Origin of the sequence: Novosphingobium resinovorum (assembly GCF_027922145.1) — a bacterium.
Taxonomy (GTDB): Bacteria; Pseudomonadota; Alphaproteobacteria; order Sphingomonadales; family Sphingomonadaceae; genus Novosphingobium; species Novosphingobium resinovorum.
On sequence record NZ_BSFC01000021.1, the window covers coordinates 426,045 to 445,647 of the forward strand.

Below are 19,603 nucleotides of genomic sequence, written 5' to 3' on the forward strand. Positions count from 1 at the left end.
ATGACCGACGCTTCCCTCGCTGCGAGCGCACAGCGCCCTTCGCCTCTCAAGGCCTATCCCCTGCTGCGCAGCCTTGCGCTCTACCGCACGATCCCGGTGCTGTTCAGCGTGACCTTCGCGCTGTTCACAGTGGTGCACCTCAGCCTTGCCCTGCAACAATGGCTGGTCGGGCGTGCGCTCGATGCGGTGAACTCGGGCAAGGCGGCTACTCGCCTCGCCGACGGCACGATCGACCTCACCGTCGCCGGGCACTGGGCGATCCTGCTCGTCAGCCTCGCCGCGACGCGGGGCGTGCTGCAGTACTTCTCGGGCCTGTGCAGCATTCGGGCCAGCCAGTCGCTGCTCTCGACCCTGCGCGAGAAGATCCTCGTCAAGGTGCAGGCGCTGCATCTGGGCTACCACTGGCAGCACGGCATGGGCGAGATGATAACCCGCACCACCCGCGATGCCGACAAGCTGCGCGATGCCCTCGTCGCGTTCTGGCGCCAGACGGTGGAGACGGCGCTGGTCGTCACCGCCGCGATGGGGCTGCTGTTCTGGTACGACCGGGCGCTGGGCGCGGTGCCGTTCGCGCTGACGCTGCTGGGCTTCTGGATCTTCGTACGCCAGACCAACACGCTGGTGGTGCTCGACCGCAACGTCAGCGACGCCTACGATCAGGTCAATCAGGATCTGGCCGAGGGCATCGGCGGCGTGCGCGTCATCAAGTCGTTCCGGCTGGAACAGGGCCGCATCCGCAAGTTCCGGGGCCACGTCGGCTTCTTCCTCGACCAGTCGCGCCATGCGCTGGCCTGGTGCAGTTCGCGCATTCCCATACCGCAGGCGGTGGTGGCGCTCGGCCATGTGTGGATCATGGTCTACGGCGCGCACCTCGTCGTCGCCGGAAAGCTGGGCGTGGGCGAACTGGTCTCCGCCCTGCTGATCGCGACGACGCTGGTGTTCCGTGTCGAGACGGTGGGCCGCGTGATGCGCATCTTCGCCGATGCCCGCGCCTCGGCCGCGCGCATCTGGGACTTGCTGGACGAACAGCCCGAGATTCATTCGGGCACCGGCGCCCTCCCCACAGGCGCGCTCGGCCTGCGGCTCGATGCCGTGCGCCTGCTCGCGCCGGGCGGGCAGACGCTGGTGCTGGACGCCTGCAACCTGACCGTCGAGCCCGGCGGCATCGTCGCGCTGGTGGGTGCGACAGGGTCGGGCAAAAGCTCGCTCGCCTCGCTCCTGCCGCGCCTTGCCGACGTCGATGGCGGGTCGGTGGCGGTCGGCTCCGACGCGGCTGGCTGGCACGACGTACGCGGCCTGCGCCTCGGCGAACTGCGCCGCCGCGTCCATGTCGTGCCGCAGGACATCTTCCTGTTTTCCGACACGCTGGCCGCCAACTTGCGCGCCGCCGCGCCCGATGCGGACGAGGCCGCGCTGGTCGAGGCATTGCGCCTAGCCGGGGCGGAGGAAGTTCTGGCCCGCCTGCCCGACGGCCTCGAAACCCGTATCGGGGACCGGGGCGTCACTCTTTCCGGCGGCCAGCGCCAGCGCCTGTGCCTTGCCCGCGCGCTGCTGGCCGCGCCCGACATCCTCGTCCTCGACGATGCCACCAGCGCGCTCGACGCCGTTACCGAACGCACCGTGCTGCGCAACATCCGGGGCCTGCGCTCGCAGCACGGCGGGCGCATGACGGTACTGCTCATCACCAGCAAGCTCTCGTCCGTGCTGCTTGCCGACCGCACCCTCGTGCTCGGCGCGGGGCGCATCGTCGCCAGCGGCGCGCACGAGGACCTCCTGCTCGATCCGCTTTACCGCGACCTTCTGGGAATCGACCGTGCCGCAGCCTGACAACAAGCGCGTCCTCAGCGACATCGAGATCGAGGAAATGCTGGCGCGTCATGCGCTGGACCGCAGCATGTTCCGCCGCCTGCTGCCCCTGCTCGGCCCGGTGCGCGGGCAGGTGGCGGCGGTCATCGCGCTGGAGACGCTGCTGGTCGGCATCGTCTTCGTCCGGCCATGGTTCATCGGCCAGTTGCTCGATCACGGACTGGTCAAGGGCGCGGCCGGGTGGACGCTGGACGAGCGGCTGCTGGCCTGGCTGGGCCTCGGCCTTGCCGTGACCTGGCTGGCGCGGTTCCTGTTCGCAGGCGTCTCCAGCTATCTGGCGGGCGCCGCCGCACTGCGCGTGCTGAACGACCTGCGCATCCGCATCTTCGAACACATCCAGGCGCTCAGCGTCGGCTACTTCGATCGCACCAAAGCGGGCCGCATCCTTTCCCGCGCCGACCGTGACGTCGATGCGCTGGAGGCGCTGTTGGTGCAAGGCCCGCCGGACATCCTCTCGGCCGTGCTGCGCTTCGCCGGGGCGGCGGTGATGCTGTGGCTGCTCTCGCCGCTGCTGCTCGGCGCGCTCGCCACCGTGGTGCCGTTCCTGATCCTCGGAACCTGGCTGTTCAAGCGGGTGTCGCAGAAAAGCTGGGCCGTCGTCGCCGAGAACCGCAGCCGCTTCACTTCGCACCTCGTCGAGACGGTGTCGGGCGTGCGGATGATCCAGCAACTGGTGCGCGAGGAGCCCAACCGGGCGCGCTACCGTGTACTCCTCAAGGACTTCGACGGGGCGCTGGTGCGCGGCAACATGCGCTCGGGCTGGTTCGCGCCGCTCAGCGGCCTGCTCAACGCGGCGGGCATGGCGATGATCCTGCTGGTCGGCAGCTATGGCCTTGCGCAAGGCCAGCTGACCTTGGGCGAACTAGCGCAGAGCCTGTTCTACGTCATGCTCTTCCTCGGCCCGCTGCAGGATTTCAACGACCTGTTCGAACGCTACGCCTCCGGCTCCGCCTCGGCCCAGCGGGTGTTCCTGCTGCTGGATACCAGACCGGAGATCCTCGACGCCGAGGAGCCGGTGCCCGTCTTCGCGCTGCGCGGCGAGGTGGAGTTCCGGTCGGTCGGCTTCTCCTATGCGCCCGGCGTGCTGCCGCAAGTGCTGCACGACCTTTCGCTGCACATCCATGCGGGCGAAGTCGTCGCGGTGGTGGGCGCCACCGGGCACGGCAAGTCCACGCTGGTCCAGCTGCTCACCCGCTTCTATGAGGCACAGAGCGGTGCCGTGCTGATCGACGGGATCGACGTCAAGCATATGCGCCAGTCGGACCTGCGGCGGCAGGTTGGCGTGGTGCTGCAGGACAACGTGCTGTTCAGCGGCTCGGTGCTCGACAACTTGCGGCAGGCCCGCCCCGAAGCCGGCGACGAGGAACTGATCGAGGCCGCCCGCGCGCTCGATGCCGACGAAGTGCTGGGGCGCCTCTCGCAAGGCTATCACACACAGGTCGGGCCGCTGGGCGCGAACCTCAGCCACGGGCAGCGCCAGCTCGTGTGCCTCGTGCGCGCCTACCTCACCGACCCGGCGGTGCTGGTGCTGGACGAAGCCACGTCAGCAGTCGACGTCCATACCGAGCGGATGATCCAGCGCGCGCTGCGGCGACTGTGTGAAGGGCGCACCGCGATCATCATCGCCCACCGCCTCGCCACCATCCGCGACGCCGACCGGATCGCGGTTATCCGCGAGGGGCAGGTGATCGAACTCGGCAGCCACGGCGAACTGACCGCACTCGGCGGCGCTTATGCTGCGCTTTACGAAGCCTACGAACGCCAGAGCGGTGCCCTGCCCGAAGTCACGGTAGAGCGTCTGGTCGAGATCGGCGGGGCCGCCTGATACTTCCCACCACATCGTCATTGCGAGCGTAGCGAAGCAATCCAGGGCAGTTCAGCGGCGCCCTGGATTGCTTCGCTACGCTCGCAATGACGTCAGTAAATAAGCCGACTGCACTCTGAATACTCTGCTGACAAACCAGCATCACCTGCTGATCGCAGCGCAGTTATATTTCCAGAGTGCAACAAAGGCCCCGAAATCTCATCGAAACGTCATTTGGCCCGGTCTTTGCAAACCATGCTCCTGCGGGGGCAAACCGCGCACGGCAATGCCGGGGCGGACCGCCGAAACGAATAGCGACAAACGGTTTCGGAGCGACGACACATGACATTCAGGACTTATCTCGCACAGGGGGCCGCCGCCGTCGCCCTGCTTTCCCCCGGCATCGCCCGGGCCGAAGCGGCAGCGCTGGCGGACGCGGCCACGGAAGCGGAGGCAGCGGACAACATCGTCGTCACCGGCGCGCGCAGCGCCGGGCGCACGGTCGAGAACAGCCCGACACCGATCGACGTCCTTCCCGCCAGGACGCTACAGCAAGCCAACCAGGCCAGCCTGCTGCAGACGCTGAACGACACCCTCCCCTCGTTCAACGTGCCCAACATGCCCAGCTACGGCATCAACACCTTCATCCGCGCCGGACAGCTGCGCGGGCTGAGCAGCGGGCACACGCTGGTCCTCGTCAACGGCAAGCGCCGCCACGTCACCGCGCGCCTCGGCGTCAATGACGTGGGCGTGGCGGCGGTGGACCTCGGCCTGATCCCGCTGGGCACCATCGAGCGGGTCGAAGTCCTGCGCGATGGTGCCTCGGCGATCTACGGCTCGGATGCGATCGCGGGGGTCATCAACGTCATCACCCGCAAGTCCTCCGAAGGCGGCGAAGTCAGCGCGCGGGCCGGGCAGTATTATCAGGGCGGCGGCTGGCTGCAGCAGTACAACGCGGGCGCGGGCCTCGGGATCGGCGACGGCGGGCATCTCTACGTCTCGGGCCAGTACGTCGACCAGAAGGCGCTGTTCGGCGACGGCGACGTCCCCGACAATATCCTCTTCTACTTCCCGCGCGACGCGAGCGGCAACCCGGTGCTGCCTGCGGGCAACGCCTCCACCGCCCCCACGCTCCCCGCCGGAGCGACGCCCGACCCGCGCGAGGCGACGGTGGATCGCCACAAGATCTTCGGCGCGGCAGGCGGCGTGCCGCGCGCGCAGGTCGCCTCGTTCACGGCCGACCTCGGCGTGCCGCTGGGCGACGGTCTGGAGCTTTACGGCTTCGGCGACTATTCGTGGCGCAAGGGCCGCTCGCCGCAGCATTTCCGCTTCCCCTCGCGCGACCAGAACGTGCGCGCGATCTGGCCCGACGGGTTCACCCCCTACAGCGGCATCGTCGAGAACAACTTCTCCGCCCTGCTCGGCCTGCGCGGCGAGATCGGCGAGGGCTGGAACTGGGACTTGTCCAGCGGCTACGGACAGGACGACATCGACACCTACGTCTATGATTCCATCAGCCCCAGCTACGGGCTCCAGAGCCAGACCGACTTCTTCCTGGGCAATTACCGCTACACCGCCTGGACCTCCAACCTCGACATCCGCAGGAGCACCGAGGACGGACTGCTGGGCTTCGGGACCGACTGGTCTTTCGGCGCGGAGTTCCGCCGCGAAACCTACCGCCGCACCGAGGGTGACGAACAGTCGTGGGGCTACGGCGGCCAGCCCATCCTCGACGGGCCGAACGCGGGTAAGCCGATCTCGCTCTCCGACGCCGGATCGCAGGCCGACACCGGCGTCCGCCCGGAAGACGCGGCGAGCGACGACCGCAATTCCTACGCGCTCTACGCCGGGCTTTCGCTGCGGCCCGGCACGGCGGTGACGCTCGACCTCGCCGCCCGCTACGAGCGGTATCAGGGCGCGGGCGACGTCGTCACCGGGCGCATCTCCGGCCGTTACGAGATCGCCCCCGGATTCGCGCTGCGCGGCACTGCCAGCACCGGCTTCCAGGCCCCGGCGCTGGCCGCGCTGACCTTCCGCCAGACCGGGGTGACGGTGAACCAGACCAACCACATCCTCGCGGTCAACTCGCCCGAGGCGCAGGCGCTGGGCGCGAAACCGCTCAAGCCCGAACGTTCGACCAACTTCAGCGCGGGCTTCGTGGTGCAGCCGGTGAGCGGCGTGAACCTCTCGGTCGATGCCTATCAGGTGCGCGTGCGCGACCGTATCTCTCAGATCGGCGCGTTTCGCGAATCCACCCATCCCGGCTCGGGCGTGCTGGTACAGGCCGCCTCACCCACCTTCGGCCCGGACGACAGCATCTCGTACCTCGTCAACGCCGGCACTACGCGCACGCGCGGCGTCGACGTGGTGCTCGACGGAAAGTTCGACGTCGGCCCCGGCGCGCTGCGCTGGAGCCTTGCGGGCAACTACAACAAGACGAAGTTCCTGAACGTGGCCGAGAGCCCGGCGGTGCTGCAGCAGTTCAACATCGTGATGATCTCCACCAGCACGCAGGCGCAAGTGCTCTACCGCGCCCCGCGCCTCAAGGGCATCGCTTCGGTGAACTGGGAATCCGGCCCGTTCTCGCTGGGCCTGCGCGGGACGTACTACGGCAAGATCAACCGATCCTACACGCTCACGCATGCGAGCGGACCGAACACCATCGAACTGGTCGATGTCGGCAGGATCTTCATCGCCGACCTCGAAGCGGGCTACGAATTCACCGAACGGCTCGGCCTGCGCTTCAACGTCAACAACCTGTTCGACACCAGGCCCGCGCAAGTGCCGAAGAACGCCACCTCGCGCTGGCCGTTCTCCTCGGTCGCCTACGTGCAGGACAGCCCCGTCAATCCGCTCGGCGGCTTCTACTCCGCCACCCTTTCCTACCGCTGGTAAACGCAGGAGACTTTCCAATGACCGATACCATAGACACGATCTGGTTCACCCGCTGCCCTGTGCCCACCGCGACCGGCCTTGCCTACAAGCTGGGCTGGCTGGACGAGGAATTCGCGCCCGACGGCATCAAGGTCGCCACCCTGCAGGACAACCGGGATCTAGGCCGCCACCACTACGACCACCAGCTGCCCTCGCTGATCCGCGAGGGCGGCAACCTGCTCGCCATCGCCGCACGGGCGCAGGGCGCGCCGAGCCGGTTGATCGGCCTGACCTGGATCGACGAGGCGCAGGCGATCCTCGTGCGCCCCGGTTCGGGCATCACCCGGCCGGAGCACCTCAAGGGCAAGCGCATCGCCTTGCCGGGCTGGTCCGAAAAGCCCGACGCCGCGCATGTGCGCGGCTCCAGCATCGCGCGCGGGATGAGCCAGCACGGCATCAAGGGCGCGCTCGCCTATGCCGGGCTGACCTTCGACGACGTGACGTTCGTGGAAGTCGGCCAGCGCCCGCGCGAAGAGGGCGATCCGCGCGCGCAGCTCCAGTCGCTGTGGACCGGGCTGCCCGACCTCGTCGACGGCCGGGTCGATGCCGCCTACGTCAAGGGGGCCTCGGCGATCGACGCCGCGCAGCGCCTCGGCGTCGAAGTCGGCATCGACCTCGACGCCCTGCCCGACCGGCGCTGGCGCGTGAACAACGGCACGCCGCGCCCGATCACGGTGCATCAGGATCTGATCGACAATCACTTCGACCTCGTCGTCCGCTTCCTGGAGCGCACGCTGGCGGCGGCCGAATGGGCGAAGACGAACCAGTCGAAGGTGCGCGAGGTGCTGCAGGGCGAAACCCGCGCCGGGGCCGAGGGCGTGGCGCGCGCCTACAGCGACGAGACGCTGGCCGATCTCCACCCGGACCTCTCGGACGAACGGCTCGCGCTGTTCGAGCAGCAGAAGCGGTTCATGTTCGTGCACAACCTGCTCGACCGCGACTTCGATCTGGCCGACTGGGTGGACCGCCGCCCGCTGGAAGCCGCCTATGCCCGCCTGGGTGAGCGGGCTGCCGTGACGGCGTGAAAGGGCGGGCGGTGTGTAAAAGCGATCCCGCAGCTTGCGCGCCGCCCGCTGACACACCCCCGACGGTAACCCCACCATCCTCGTCATTGCGAGCGTAGCGAAGCAATCCAGGGCGGTTTACGTGGCCCTGGATTGCTTCGCTACGCTCGCAATGACGAGACGGTGGGCGGCATCAGTCCCCGATCAGTCCCGCGTTCTTGAGATAAGTCCGGATCACGTTGCGGGTCACGCCCAGCGCCTGCGCGGTGCGGACCTGGTTCTCGTTGGAGAGCGCATAAGCCTCGCGCACCGCCAGATCGATCAGGCGATCCAGCAACTGCGGCTCTCCGAACGAGATCAGCCTGGACAGCGCCGAGCGAATATCATCGAGACCTTGCGCATCCGCGACGGGCGCCGGACCCGCCGTCCGCGCGCCCGGAACAGCCGCTGCGAGACCGAGATGCTCGGGCTCGATGAACTTGCCCGGCGCCACCAGCGTGGCGCGCTGGATCACGTTCTCAAGCTCGCGGATATTGCCCGGCCAGGCATGGTGGAACACCGCGTCCTCGGCATCCGGGCTGAGCGAGATCGCCGACGCGCCCGATTTCTCGCCGTAGACGCCAAGGAAATGCCGCGCGAGCGGGAGGATGTCCGCCGGTCGCTCGCGCAATGGCAGCAGCGGCAGGGTGACCACGCCGAGGCGGTAGAACAGGTCCTCGCGGAACTTCCCCGCCTCGACCGCCGCGCGCAAGTCCACGTTGGTCGCCGCGATCAGGCGGAAGTCGAGGCTGACCGGCCGCCGCGCGCCGATGCGCACCACCTCGCGTTCCTGCAGCACGCGCAGCAGCTTCACCTGCAGCGAATGCGGCAGGTCCCCCACTTCGTCGAGGAACAGGGTGCCGCCGTTGGCCGCCTCGAACCAGCCTTCGCGGGCGTTGGTGGCGCCGGTGAAGGAGCCGCGCTCGTGGCCGAACAGTTCGCTCTCCGCCAGCGTCTCGGAAAAGGCGCCGCAGTTGACCGCCACGAACGGACGGTCCGCCCGGCCGCTCTGCTGATGGACGTAGCGCGCCACCAGTTCCTTGCCGGTGCCGGTCTCGCCGGTAATCATCACCGTCGCGTCGCTGGGCGCGGTGCGCGCGATCAGCGGCAGCAGCGCCTTCGATCGCGGGTCGGAGAAGATGAAAGTCCGAGCCCGGATCGCCAGGGCCGAAACCTCGAATTTCAGGATGGTGTCGCGCATGTGAAGCCCCCCGTGCCTTATTCGCCCCGGATGATTCCGGTGCGCCCTGCAGCCGGTGCGGTGGTCCGCTTCCTCTTATCGAAAACGACTGTACCACCATTTGTCTACCAATGCAGTTGGGAATCCTTCGCGGCGGCGAAGCTGACCTTTAGCCGCGATGGTTTTTCGTCATTGCGAGCGCAGCGAAGCAATCCAGGGCGGCGCAAAACTGCCCTGGATTGCTTCGCTGCGCTCGCAATGACGAACGGAGTAAAATCCCCGGCGCTTTGAAGCGCGCCGCAAACTCACCCGGCGGTAGCGCGCAGACGCGGCGAATCCGCTATCGGCGCCCGGGTGTAGGGATGTTCGGGACGGTCGAGCAGGCGATCGGCCGGGCCGTGCTCGACGATCCGTCCATGCTGCAGCACTGCCACGAAATCCGCCACCGCGCGCACGACGCCGAGGTCATGCGTGACGAACAGGATCGTCAGCCCGGATTCGCGCTGGAGCTGCCTGAGCAGGTCGATGATCGCCGCCTGCACCGACACGTCGAGCGCCGAGGTGATCTCGTCGCAGATCAGCAGTTCGGGCTTGCAGATGAGCGCGCGGGCGATGGCGACGCGCTGGCGTTCGCCGCCCGACAAGTCTCGCGGATAGCGCCGCGCCAGTTCGGGCGCGAGCGCGACCCGCTCCAGCACCTCGGCGACTTCCCTGTCGGCATCGGCGGAGCGGATCGGGAAGAAATGCAGCGCCGCCGTGCGCAGGATCTGCCCCACCGTCTGGCGGGGATTGAGCGCACGGAACGGGTTCTGGAAGATGTACTGGATGCGCCGCCGCAGATCGATGTCGCGCTCTCCCGACAGCCGGACGCGGCGGCCATCGTAGTCGAACGTGCCCTCCACGTCCTCCACCGCGCCCACCAGCGCGCGGCTGAAGGTGGTCTTGCCCGATCCGCTCTCGCCCACCAGCGCGGTGCAGTAGCCCTTGGGCAGTTCGAGCCCGACGTCGAACAGCACCTGACTGTCGCCGTAGCTGGCCGAGACCCCCTCCAGCACGGCAAGCGGCTGCACGGCGGCGGCAGAGATGAGGCGCGAGGCGATCGGTGTGTCGTCGCGGCGGTCCCGGATCGGATGATGGCAGGCAACGAGGCGCCGGTCGCCGAAGTCGCGCCCCGTTTCCCGCAGGCCGGGCCGCTGCGCACAACTGGCGCTGGCGAGTGCGCAGCGCGGCGCGAAGCGGCAGCCGTCCGGACGGTCCTGCAAGGCGGGTGCATGGCCGCGGATGGGCCGAACCGCGTGGCGCCCGGCGATGTCAGGCACGGCATCGAGCAGGCCGCGCGTGTAGGGATGCGCGGGGCTTTCGAAGATCTGGTCGCGCCCGCCGCTTTCGACGATGTGCCCGGCATAGAGCACCACCACCCGGTCGACGAGTTCGCGCACCACCGCCAGATCGTGCGAGACATAGACCGCGCCGATGCCGCGTGTCCGGCACAAGTCGCGCAAGGTCGCCAGCACCCGCGCCTGCGTGGTCACGTCCAGCGCGGTGGTCGGCTCGTCGAGCACGATCAGGCGCGGACGCAGCAGCACCGCAAGGGCGAGGAGCACGCGCTGCTGCTGGCCGCCCGAGAGCTGGTGCGGAAAGCGGCGCAGGAATTCGCGCGTCGCAGGCAGGCCGACATCGGCGGCCGCCTCGGCGATGCGGGCTTCGCGGGCGGGCTTGCCCAGATCGGGCAGGTGGACGCGCAGCACTTCGGCCAGCAGCGAGCCGATCCGCCGCATCGGGTTGAGCGCAAGCGCCGGATCCTGCGCGACGTGGGAAATCACCGCGCCGCGCACTTTCTGCCGCTCTGCCTCGGTCAGCGCGAGGATGTCGCGCCCGTCGAGGAACACCGATCCGCCGGAGATCACCGCCCCGGCGCGGCTGTCGCCGAGCAGCGCGGTGGCGATGCTGGTCTTGCCGCAGCCGCTCTCGCCCACCACGCCGACGATCTCGCCGGGCAGCACCGAGAAACTGACTTCGCCGACGATCTCTGGCCCGTCCTCGATCGCGACGGAAAGGTCGCGCACCTGCAGCAGGGCGTTGACGAAGGGGACGACGCTCATGCCTGATTCTCCCGCTGGCGGCGCTTCTTGCCGCGCATCTGCGTGCGCGCCCGTGACTTGACGCCGCGCCGCACGCCGATGCGGGAACCCGCGCGCGAGATGCTCTCGGCCAGCAGGTTGGTGCCCAGAGCGAACAGGCCGATCATCGCCACCGGGGCGAGTACGGCCCAGGGCTGGATCATCAGGCCCGCGCGGTTCTCGTTTATCATCAGCCCCCAGTCGGCGGCGGGCGGCGCCACGCCGTAGCCGAGGAAACTGAGGCCCGAGAGCACGCCGACCGCCCAGGTCAGCATGATGCCCAGATGGACCAGCAGCGGCGTCGCGATGTTGGGCAGGATCTCCAGCAGCACCACGCGCCACCACGGATAGCCCATCAGCCGCGCCGCCTCGACGTATTCCTGCGAGACGACGCCCAGCGTCACGCCGCGCGCCAGCCGGATCACGCCGGGCACGAAGGATACCGCCACGGTCAGCACGATGAGCCAGGGCTCGCGCCCCAGCATCGAGACGACCAGCAGCACCAGGATCAGGTCCGGAAAGGCCAGCAGCACGTCGGTGCCCCAGACGACCGCGTGGTCGATCCAGCGCTTCGACAGTCCCGCCGCGATGCCGATCACCGCCCCCAGCGCCAGCGCGATGGCGCTGGCCGCGAAGCTCATCCACAGCACCGAGCGGCCGCCCGCCAGCAACCGCGAAAGCACGTCGCGGCCGAGGTAGTCGTAGCCCAGCAGGGCGCCCGGATCACCCGGCAGCCCATACGTCGGCCCGACCAGCGCCAGCGGCGATTGCGGCGCTATCGCGGGGCCGAGCAGAGCCATCGCCAGCACGCTCCCGGCGAAGACGAGGCCGAGGCGCGCCTGCGGATCGCGGCGCAATGCGGACAGTTTCGTGGTCATACTCCGCCTGCCTTCAGCTTGAGTTTGGCGCGCGTGCCGTTGCGCAGCCGGGGGCGCGAGGAGGTGCGCAGCTTCGGCGTCACCAGCACCGTCGCCACGTCGGCGAGCAGGTTGATGAGCACCACGCCCACCGCCATCGTCAGGGTGATCGCCTGGATCACCGGCACGTCGCGCACCTCGATCGCGGCGTTCAGCGCATTGCCGATGCCGGGGTAGCTGAACACCACCTCGACGATCAGCCCGCCGCCCAGCAGCAGGCGGCTGGTGAGCGCGATGCCCTGGATCACCGGCACCAGCGCATTGGGCACGGCATGCGCCCAGACGATCCGGCGCTCCGGGATGCCGCGAAGGCGCGCGGCGGCGACATAGTCCGCCTCCAGCGTCTCGATCATCGCCGAGCGCACCAGACGCAGCAGGAACGGCGCCACGGTAAGGATCAGGGTCAGCGCGGGCAGCACCAGATAGACCGGCTGGAGCAGCGGCGAGACTTCGGGATCGAGCAGCGAGACCGCCGGCAGAATCGGAAACACCGTGGTCGAAAGCAGCAGGATCAGCCCGATCGCGAGCACGAAGGCGGGGAGCGCCTTGAACAGGATGATGGCGTTCATCGCCCAGTTGTCGGCCCGGCTGTCACGACGGATCGCCAGCGCCACGCCGCCGAGGAAGGCCAGCGGCACCGCGATCGCGAGCACCACCGCCATCAGCGCCGCCGAGTTGCCGAAGCGATCCGCCACGATCTGCCCGGCCGGAACGCTGGAATCGAGCGAGACGCCGAACTCACCGGTCAGCGCGCGTCCGGCCCACTTCGCGTACTGGACCAGGATCGGCTGATCGAGCCCCAGTTGCGCCTGCAGCGTACGGATGCTCGCCTCGGTCGCGTCGGGGCCGAGGATCACCCGCGCCGGATCGGACGGCAGCGCCTGCGTCGCGGCGAAGACCAGGATCGAGATGACGAACGCCGTCGCCAGCCCCGACAGCACGCGCCCGCCGAGCCACGGCAGCCAAGCGGGCAGCCTCAGGCGCGTGCGTTCGGACCGTGCGCCCTCGTCTGCCGCGTTCTCGTCGGCCCACGGAGGGCTGGCCGCCGGGGGTTTCTGCTCGGAATAGATCGTCGCCATCTTGCATCCTTGCCGTTGCAGATTGGAGCTGTTTCGTCATCGCGAGGACCGCAGGTCCGCGGCGATCCAGAGCATAGTGGCCAGAGCGGCGCCGCACCGCGCTGGATTGCTTCGCTTCGCTCGCAATGACGAGGTGGGTCGTCAGGCCAGCGCGCGCTCCGGCTCTCGCACGGGCGCCTTGCGGGCCTCGCCCACCCGCAGCGAGGGCACGTCGAAACCGTGGTCGAGGTCGAGCAGCGGGAACAGCAGTTCGGCTACGCGGTGCGCTTCGGAGATCAGCGGGAAGCCCGACAGGATGAAGGCGCCCACACCCTGCTCCGCATATTCGCGGATGCGCGCGGCGACATTCTGCGCCGAACCGACCAGCGTGGTGCCTGCTGACGGCCCCATGATGTCGAAGCCGAACCACGCCGGGCCGACCCAGACGTTGGGATAGACCTCAAGGTCGCGCGCGCTGGGCAGGCGGCCGGACTTGACGGTGTCGATGTTGCGCTGGATCTGCGGGTCCGGGCTGCGATAGCTCTCGATCGTCTCGCCGGGCGGCAGGCGCATCCGGATCGAGCGCTCGGCGTGTTCCACCGAGGAACGTTCGAGCAGCCAGTCGGCATAGGCCCAGGCTTCCTCCTCGGTCTCGCGCACGATGACCTGCAGGCGGGTGCCGTATTCCAGCGTGCGGCCGATCTTCGCCGCCTCCGCGCCGACGCGGCGGAACTTGTCGCCCAGCAGCGGCGGAGTGTTGGCGAAGCTGAGATAGACGTCGAGCAGCTTCACCGAATGCGCCACGCCCGGCCCCGAAGTGCCCGCGCCCCACAAGGGAACGCCGCCCGGCTGATAAGGCCCGGACCATACGCTCATGGGGGCGCCGCCCTCGCCGCGCGGCGCCAGCTTCACGAAGTCGCCTTCGTAGCCGCTACGGTCGCCGCCGTAGACCTTGCGGAAGGCGTCCCAGTATTCGAAGCTGAAATCGTAGCGCTCGTCATGCGGGTAATGCACGCCCAGCGCCGCAAGGCCGGCATCGTTGCCGTTGACCACGTTGAACAGCAGCCGCCCGTTCGAGAAATGGTCGAACGTCTGCGCGTACTTCGCCAGCACCGCCGGCGAAAGCTCGCCGGGGTGCTGCGCGACGAGGAATTTCATCCGCTCGGTCGCCGGGATCATCGCGGCGGCGACGGCGAGGCTCTCGTATGCGCTCGACCCCAGCAGCGCCCCGTAGAAGCCCAGCTTGTCGATGGTGCGGGCAAGCTGTTCGAGGTGGTCGAAGCCGGTCTGCCAGCGCCCTTCCGGCGCCCAGGGATAAGGGCCGTCAGGCGCGGTCAGATACCACAGCAGCTTCACGGGACGGGTCATGGGTTCGTGCTCCCGCGTTAGTCGACGTCGGTGACGGGCAGCAGGCCGAGGCCGAGCGCTTCTTCGTAGCGCTTGCTCATCTTCCACTGCTGGCGAAGGACGCCGGGGCCATAGGTGCGCGAGCCGCCGAGCGCCTGCGCCTTGATCTGGATGTCGGCGCCTTCCTCCAGCAGCAGGATGAATTCGGCGAGGTCGCGCAGGCCCTTCCAGCCCCAGACGGTGGCGCCGCCGTTGGCCTCGATGATCGCCGGGGTGAAGGGATTCTCGGCCAGCTTCTCGTTGATGAACTCGGCCTCGTCCTGGCGGCGGTCGATGTAAACCGGCAGTTCGCGGGCGAGGTGGAAGCGCTGTACGGGGACGTAGCTGATCGGCAGCGTGCGGTGCGTCTGCGCCCAGGCGCCGAGGTTGGGCGAGTGGACGTGGCTGAGCGAGGTGACGGTGGGATTGGCGTTGAACACCTTGAGGTAGCGCCCGTTCGCCCGGCCCTTGAAGGCGGTGCCGTCCAGCCCGGTGACAGTGAAGTTCAGCGGCTCGTTGCTGTAGGTGCTGCGGTCGAAGGGGTGCGGCAGATTGACCGAGACGATCTTGTCCTCGCCGGGCACGCGCTCGATGAAGCCGACGGTGCCGTTGGCGGTGATGGTGCCGGTCTCGCGGTAGGCGCGGAAGATTTCGGCGGACTGGCGCACGACGTCGTTCGCGAAGTCGAGGACGGTGGAATTCAGCTCGGATGTCTGGACTGCGGTAGCCATGGTCGTTCTCCTCAGTTCATTAGGCGGGTGATTCAGGCGGCGCGGTTCTGCGCACGACGTTCGATGGCGGCTGCCAGCGGGCGGGGATCGATCCAGGCGTCGACATCGACGTCGTGCTCGAGGAAGCCGTGGAGCCACAGGAAATTGGCCTGCCGCCTGAGCAGCGCGATGCGCTCGTCGGACAAGTCGGGATGGAGCGAGCGGTGGAAGTTGTTGCGGTACGCCGCCTCCACCCCGGCCGCACCGGCATGGGTTTCCGTCTGCAGGATTGCACGCACGGCGGGCAGGTTGTGCACCGCCCAGTCGGCCGCGCGCAGGGTCTGTTCAAGGAAGCGCACGACGAGGTCGAAATGATCGTCGAGCAGGTCCTGGCTCACCGTGATCGGGCGCGGGGTGCCGTTGTTCACGCGGGTATGGCGGCTGGGATAGCCGTCGAGATCGATGCCGACGACCACGCCTGCACGCTTCGCCGCGTCCACCGCCGATGCGCCCTTGACGTAGACCGCATCGACCGTGCCTGCCGCCAGCGCCTCGATCCCCGACCACATGTTGTCGAGGTTGAAGGCGGAATCCTCGGAGGCCGGAGCCAGCGCCACGTCCACGAAAGTCACGTCCTCCAGCGTCAGCCCGGCGATGCCGAGCGCGCCCTTGATCCCCGCCAGCGACATGCCGCGCGCGATGCTGGACCCGCGCGTCTCGCGCCAGGCGGGCAGCGCCACGCGCAGGCCCCCCAGCTGCGCGGGTGCGATCGGGCCGGTCTCGGGGCGGACCAGCACAGCCTGCCACTCGTCGATCCAGGTCAGGCCGATCACCCGCGTCGGCGCGCCCTTCGCCTTGGTGGCGAGCGCGGGGATGTTGCCGCCCTCGCGGAACAGGCCGGGAAGGTCGTGCTCATTGTGATGCGCGCGCATGGCGCGGGGCTTGTCCTGCAGCGCCTCGACGCGCAGGCCGTCGCGGCCGAACTCCTCGCCCAGCCAGCCCAGAGAATGGGCGATGCCCGAGGCGGTCGGCACCGGGCAGCGGGTGAACAGTATGCGGTCCAGCCGCCCTGCCGCCGTCGCCTCGCCGATGGTGTGAATATTGTCGGTCATTGGAACTCCACTATGCCGACGATGAGAGCAAAGGCCGTGCCAACCGCGCACTTGCGCCGTTTCGAGCTATGGCTGAGAGGCAGGTGCGCAGATTTCACCAGCGCCCTGCCCCGCCGCTGCCCGGTTATGCTCACACCCACATCCGGTCGAAGCGCCAGGTCGGGAAGTGCGAGCGCTCCGCCGTGATCCCCCCGACGCGCGGGCCGACGCCGTCGAGCGTATTGGCGAAGCCCCAGATCAGCAGGCCGCCCTCGTCGTGCTGGATGCGCTGCATCCGGTGGACCAGCTCCGAGCGCGCGGCGAGATCGGGCTGGGCCAGCGCCTGATCGAACAGCGCGGTGAAGCGCGGGTCGTGGAAGTTGGTCTTGTTCGCCACCGCGCTCGGCGCGTCGATATGCAGCGCGGTGGACAGCCACGGCACCCCCAGCGTCCCGCCGGTGCTGACCTGCCAGTCGCGCCGCGCCGGTCCCGCGAACGTCGCCGCATCGACCTGCCGCAGCTTTACTTCCACCCCGGCCTGTTTCGCCTGCTCGACCAGCACCAGCGCGGCGGCGACGTTGGCCGGGCCGACCACCAGTTCGGTGCGGAGCCCCTCCTGCCCGGCCTGCCGCAGCAGGCTTTTCGCCTGATCGAGATCCTGACGGCGCTGGGCGATGCTCCGGTCGAACGTCGGGTCCTGCGGCGCGTAGAGGTCGTTGGCGATGCGCCCTTCGCCCTGCAGCGCGCGGCGCACCAGTTCGTCGCGGTCGACGAGCAGGCGGAAGGCCTGCCGCACCCGCACGTCGGCGAAGGGGCCGTCCTTCGTGTTCATGTCGAAGGACTGCCAGCCGTTGGTCGGCGAGGTGAGAATGCGCGCGCGGCGGTCGCTGCGGATCAGCCCGGCCTGCTCGGGCAGGATCGCGTTGGCAAGGTCGATCTGCCCCGCCAGCAGCGCGCCGATGCGGGCGGTCTGGTCCTTGAACTCGAGAATCTCGAGCGCATCGGGATAAGGGCGGTTCGGCTTGAAGTAATTGTCGAAGCGCGTGAACGTCGCGCGCTGACCGGGCTCGAACTTGTCGATCCGGTAAGGCCCGGCGCCGACCGGGTTGGTCACCGGATCGTAGTCCACCGGGACGATGCCGCCGAAGTTGGTCCAAGTCTCGGGCAGCGCCACGAAGCCGCGCCCTTCGCGGATCGGGATGCGCACGGTGCGCTCATCGAGCTTGCGCACCCCGTCGCGGTCCACCGGCGAAACCAGCGCTCCATAAGGCGAGGCCAGCCTCGGATCGGTGATGCGCCGGATCGAGAACAGCACGTCGTCCGCCGTGATGCTCTTGCCGTTGTGGAACTCCAGCCCGGGCTTCAGGCGGATGTCCCAGGCGCTGGCATTGGCGTTGGGCTCCACCGATTCCGCCAGCGCCAGCTTGGGCTGCATGGTGTCGTCCCACTCCCACAGCTTCGCGTACATCGCGAAGCCGCGGATCGTGCTGCCAAGGCCGAGCGGCTTGTGCGCGTCGAGGTTGCCCGAGCGCTCGCCATCGACGATGCCCAGCTTCAGCGTGCCGCCGCGCCGGGGCTTGGCTGGCGCGGTGCTGCCCGCCTCGCCGCTCTTGCCGCAGCCCGAGAGCAGCAGCGCCGCACCGGCCGCGCCGCCGATCAGGCCGCGCCGGGAAAGGTCCGCCGCCATCAGCCGTTCCCGCGCGCGGCAAGGCCACCGCCCGAGACGAGCGGCACCGGTTGCTCGTCCTCTACTGCCGCCAGTCGCGGCGCGCGGAAGCGGGGCAGCACATGCTCCCCGAGACGGTAGATTTCCTCCAGATGCGGGTAACCGTTGATGAAGAACCACGAGAGGCCGAGGTCGGCGAACTGGCGGATCTTGGCGGCGACATTCTCGTAGCTGCCGACGAAGGCGAAGCCCGGCGGGATGCCGATGTAGCCGAAGCCGCCCCACAAGTGCGGCTCCACGAACAGGTCGTCGAAGTCATTGACCGGGCGCCCGTTGTAGCGCTCGAACCGCTCGCGGTTGGTGTCGGACATGTGGGCAGAGCGTTCGGCGGCGGCCTTCACGGTGCCCGCGCGCACGCCTTCGTCGAAGAAGCGCCTGGCCTCGGCATAAGCGAGTTCGTCGGTCTCGCGGGCGATGGCGTCCACCGAGACGCCGAAGCGGATGTGGTCGGCGCGGCCGTACTTCGCCGCGCGCGCCTTCACGTCGGCGATGTTGCGGGCGACATGCTCGGGCGATTCCGCGAGGACGAGATAATAGTCCGAATGCTTCGCGGCCAGTTCCTTGGCGCCTTCGGAAGTGCCCGCCGAGCAGATCGTCGGGATCGGCGCACGCGCCAGCGGGCCGCGCAAGCCGCCGCCGTCGGCGCGGTAGTATCGGCCCTCGTAATGGAAGCTCTCGTTGCTCCAGAAGCCCTTGACCAGATCGAGGAACTCGATCGCGCGGGCATAGCGCTCGTCATGCGGCAGCGGCTCTCCATTGGCGCGCAGCAGACCGTCGGAGCCGCCCTGAATGATATTCCAGACGAGGCGCCCGCCGCTGACGCGCTGGAAGCTCGCCGCCATCTGCGTCGCCTGCCAGGGGCTGAAGTGGCCGGGATGGAAGGCATCGACGAAGCGCAGCCGCTTCGTCTCGCGCGCAAGGGCGGCGGAGACGATCCACGGCTCGTCCCCGAACGGCGCATTGACCAGCAGCGCGCCGGAGAACCCGTTGATCTCGGCGGCGCGGGCGACCTGCGAGAGATAGTCGATGTAGGCGAAGTCGCCGTCCTCGCCCGACGATACCGCGCCGGTGCTGGCGTGAGGCTGGCGGTTCCAGTCGCCGCGATTGCGGTTGTCTCCGGGGATATACTGGGTCTCGCCGTGCAGCGGCAGGCGGGCGAAGAACTCGATGGTCATGGGCAGTGCTCCACAGATGTGGGAACCGCAAAGCAGCATCCGTGCCAATGGGGGAAAGCGCGGGAGAAGCCGGGCGCGCGCTCCCGCAAGTGTGGAGAAAACAGCACCGCCGATGACGGGTTCTGCGCATCCGTGGTCGCGGGGGCTTCGACGATCTGGGCCTGACCCTTCGACAAGCTCAGGGTGAGCGGAGGTAGCGTAAACCTCTCAGCCCCGCTCAGGCTGAGCTTGTCGAAGCCCGTGCGGCGCGCGCCACTTTTGCCTCAGGGGCCCCTCATTCGTCATTGCTTCGCTACGCTCGCAATGACGAGGTGCGGTGAGGTCATACGAAAATACCCGCTGGCGAGTGCGGGCCTAACGCCGGGGGAAGATCAACGCATCCGAGAACATCGGGTCGGCGCCGGGAGCGTCCAAGCTGGGACGCGGGGGTTTGTGTTCCACCTGCTCTGACGAGCGGCCGGGTAGCGGTGGTCAGCCCGGCTCGACCTGAGTATTCCATCGGAGCCGTCCCGTATGACCGACGTTAGGGTTCGCGTCGTTGGCGGTCATGGGTCATCCGGGATAGCCTGCGCGTTGTCTGTCCAGAAGGACAA

General features: G+C 68.6%; 13 protein-coding genes. 4 read left to right on the forward strand and 9 right to left on the reverse strand.

Annotation, left to right across the window (positions count from 1 at the left end; translation table 11 throughout):
• The 4 genes from PKE80_RS14330 (at position 1) to PKE80_RS14345 (ending at position 7,629) form a co-directional block, all read left to right on the forward strand.
• A complete protein-coding gene (locus tag PKE80_RS14330; RefSeq protein ID WP_271183070.1) occupies positions 1-1,827 on the forward strand; it encodes an ABC transporter ATP-binding protein in 1,827 nt (608 codons plus the stop codon).
• The gene (locus PKE80_RS14335; RefSeq protein ID WP_271183071.1) at positions 1,814-3,691 is read left to right on the forward strand and encodes an ABC transporter ATP-binding protein; all 1,878 of its coding nucleotides are present in this window, start codon (positions 1,814-1,816) and stop codon (positions 3,689-3,691) included. Before PKE80_RS14330 ends, PKE80_RS14335 begins: the two co-directional genes overlap by 14 nt.
• Positions 3,692-4,012: 321 nt before the next feature.
• Positions 4,013-6,565, forward strand: a complete 2,553-nt coding sequence (locus PKE80_RS14340; protein WP_271183072.1) for a TonB-dependent receptor plug domain-containing protein — start codon at positions 4,013-4,015, stop codon at positions 6,563-6,565.
• Between the two features lie 17 nt (positions 6,566-6,582).
• Positions 6,583-7,629 carry an ABC transporter substrate-binding protein gene (locus PKE80_RS14345; RefSeq protein WP_271183073.1) on the forward strand — a complete coding sequence of 349 codons (1,047 nt, stop codon included), beginning with the start codon at positions 6,583-6,585 and terminating at the stop codon, positions 7,627-7,629.
• Between the two features lie 172 nt (positions 7,630-7,801).
• Here the strand turns inward: PKE80_RS14345 and PKE80_RS14350 are convergent, their stop codons facing one another.
• The 9 genes from PKE80_RS14350 to PKE80_RS14390 all read right to left on the reverse strand — a co-directional run bounded on the left by PKE80_RS14350 (position 7,802) and on the right by PKE80_RS14390 (position 19,010).
• Complete coding sequence (locus PKE80_RS14350; RefSeq protein ID WP_271183074.1) at positions 7,802-8,848, reverse strand: sigma-54 interaction domain-containing protein; 1,047 nt, start codon at positions 8,846-8,848, stop codon at positions 7,802-7,804.
• A gap of 284 nt (positions 8,849-9,132) precedes the next feature.
• Positions 9,133-10,929, reverse strand: coding sequence for a dipeptide ABC transporter ATP-binding protein (locus PKE80_RS14355; RefSeq protein ID WP_271183075.1), 1,797 nt, complete (start codon positions 10,927-10,929; stop codon positions 9,133-9,135).
• Positions 10,926-11,825, reverse strand: coding sequence for an ABC transporter permease (locus PKE80_RS14360; RefSeq protein WP_271183076.1), 900 nt, complete (start codon positions 11,823-11,825; stop codon positions 10,926-10,928). The genes PKE80_RS14355 and PKE80_RS14360 overlap by 4 nt, the downstream gene beginning before the upstream one ends.
• Positions 11,822-12,943, reverse strand: a complete 1,122-nt coding sequence (locus PKE80_RS14365; RefSeq protein WP_271183077.1) for an ABC transporter permease — start codon at positions 12,941-12,943, stop codon at positions 11,822-11,824. The genes PKE80_RS14360 and PKE80_RS14365 overlap by 4 nt, the downstream gene beginning before the upstream one ends.
• A gap of 141 nt (positions 12,944-13,084) precedes the next feature.
• Positions 13,085-14,290, reverse strand: coding sequence for an LLM class flavin-dependent oxidoreductase (locus tag PKE80_RS14370; protein ID WP_271183078.1), 1,206 nt, complete (start codon positions 14,288-14,290; stop codon positions 13,085-13,087).
• 17 nt (positions 14,291-14,307) lie between these two features.
• The gene (locus PKE80_RS14375) at positions 14,308-15,039 is read right to left on the reverse strand and encodes a class II aldolase/adducin family protein (RefSeq protein ID WP_271183079.1); all 732 of its coding nucleotides are present in this window, start codon (positions 15,037-15,039) and stop codon (positions 14,308-14,310) included.
• Positions 15,040-15,071: 32 nt separating this feature from the next.
• Entirely contained in the window at positions 15,072-16,130 is a 1,059-nt protein-coding gene (locus tag PKE80_RS14380; protein ID WP_271183080.1) for an ABC transporter substrate-binding protein, read from the reverse strand.
• A gap of 130 nt (positions 16,131-16,260) precedes the next feature.
• On the reverse strand, positions 16,261-17,796 hold the full coding sequence (locus PKE80_RS14385; protein ID WP_271183081.1) for an ABC transporter substrate-binding protein: 1,536 nt from the start codon (positions 17,794-17,796) through the stop codon (positions 16,261-16,263).
• Positions 17,796-19,010: an LLM class flavin-dependent oxidoreductase gene (locus PKE80_RS14390; RefSeq protein WP_271183082.1), complete on the reverse strand. Its 1,215-nt coding sequence runs from the start codon at positions 19,008-19,010 to the stop codon at positions 17,796-17,798. The genes PKE80_RS14385 and PKE80_RS14390 overlap by 1 nt, the downstream gene beginning before the upstream one ends.
• Between the last annotated feature and the right edge of the window lie 593 nt (positions 19,011-19,603).

Bases quoted from the DNA above. Each gene is read 5' to 3' on its own strand.
- PKE80_RS14380 (WP_271183080.1), bottom strand. From the start codon at position 16,130: ATGACCGACAATATTCACACCATCGGCGAGGCGACGGCGGCAGGGCGG.
- PKE80_RS14370 (WP_271183078.1), bottom strand. From the start codon at position 14,290: ATGACCCGTCCCGTGAAGCTGCTGTGGTATCTGACCGCGCCTGACGGC.
- PKE80_RS14360 (WP_271183076.1), bottom strand. From the start codon at position 11,825: ATGACCACGAAACTGTCCGCATTGCGCCGCGATCCGCAGGCGCGCCTC.
- PKE80_RS14330 (WP_271183070.1), top strand. From the start codon at position 1: ATGACCGACGCTTCCCTCGCTGCGAGCGCACAGCGCCCTTCGCCTCTC.
- PKE80_RS14345 (WP_271183073.1), top strand. From the start codon at position 6,583: ATGACCGATACCATAGACACGATCTGGTTCACCCGCTGCCCTGTGCCC.
- PKE80_RS14355 (WP_271183075.1), bottom strand. From the start codon at position 10,929: ATGAGCGTCGTCCCCTTCGTCAACGCCCTGCTGCAGGTGCGCGACCTT.
- PKE80_RS14350 (WP_271183074.1), bottom strand. From the start codon at position 8,848: ATGCGCGACACCATCCTGAAATTCGAGGTTTCGGCCCTGGCGATCCGG.
- PKE80_RS14375 (WP_271183079.1), bottom strand. From the start codon at position 15,039: ATGGCTACCGCAGTCCAGACATCCGAGCTGAATTCCACCGTCCTCGAC.
- PKE80_RS14385 (WP_271183081.1), bottom strand. From the start codon at position 17,796: ATGGCGGCGGACCTTTCCCGGCGCGGCCTGATCGGCGGCGCGGCCGGT.
- PKE80_RS14390 (WP_271183082.1), bottom strand. From the start codon at position 19,010: ATGACCATCGAGTTCTTCGCCCGCCTGCCGCTGCACGGCGAGACCCAG.
- PKE80_RS14365 (WP_271183077.1), bottom strand. From the start codon at position 12,943: ATGGCGACGATCTATTCCGAGCAGAAACCCCCGGCGGCCAGCCCTCCG.
- PKE80_RS14340 (WP_271183072.1), top strand. From the start codon at position 4,013: ATGACATTCAGGACTTATCTCGCACAGGGGGCCGCCGCCGTCGCCCTG.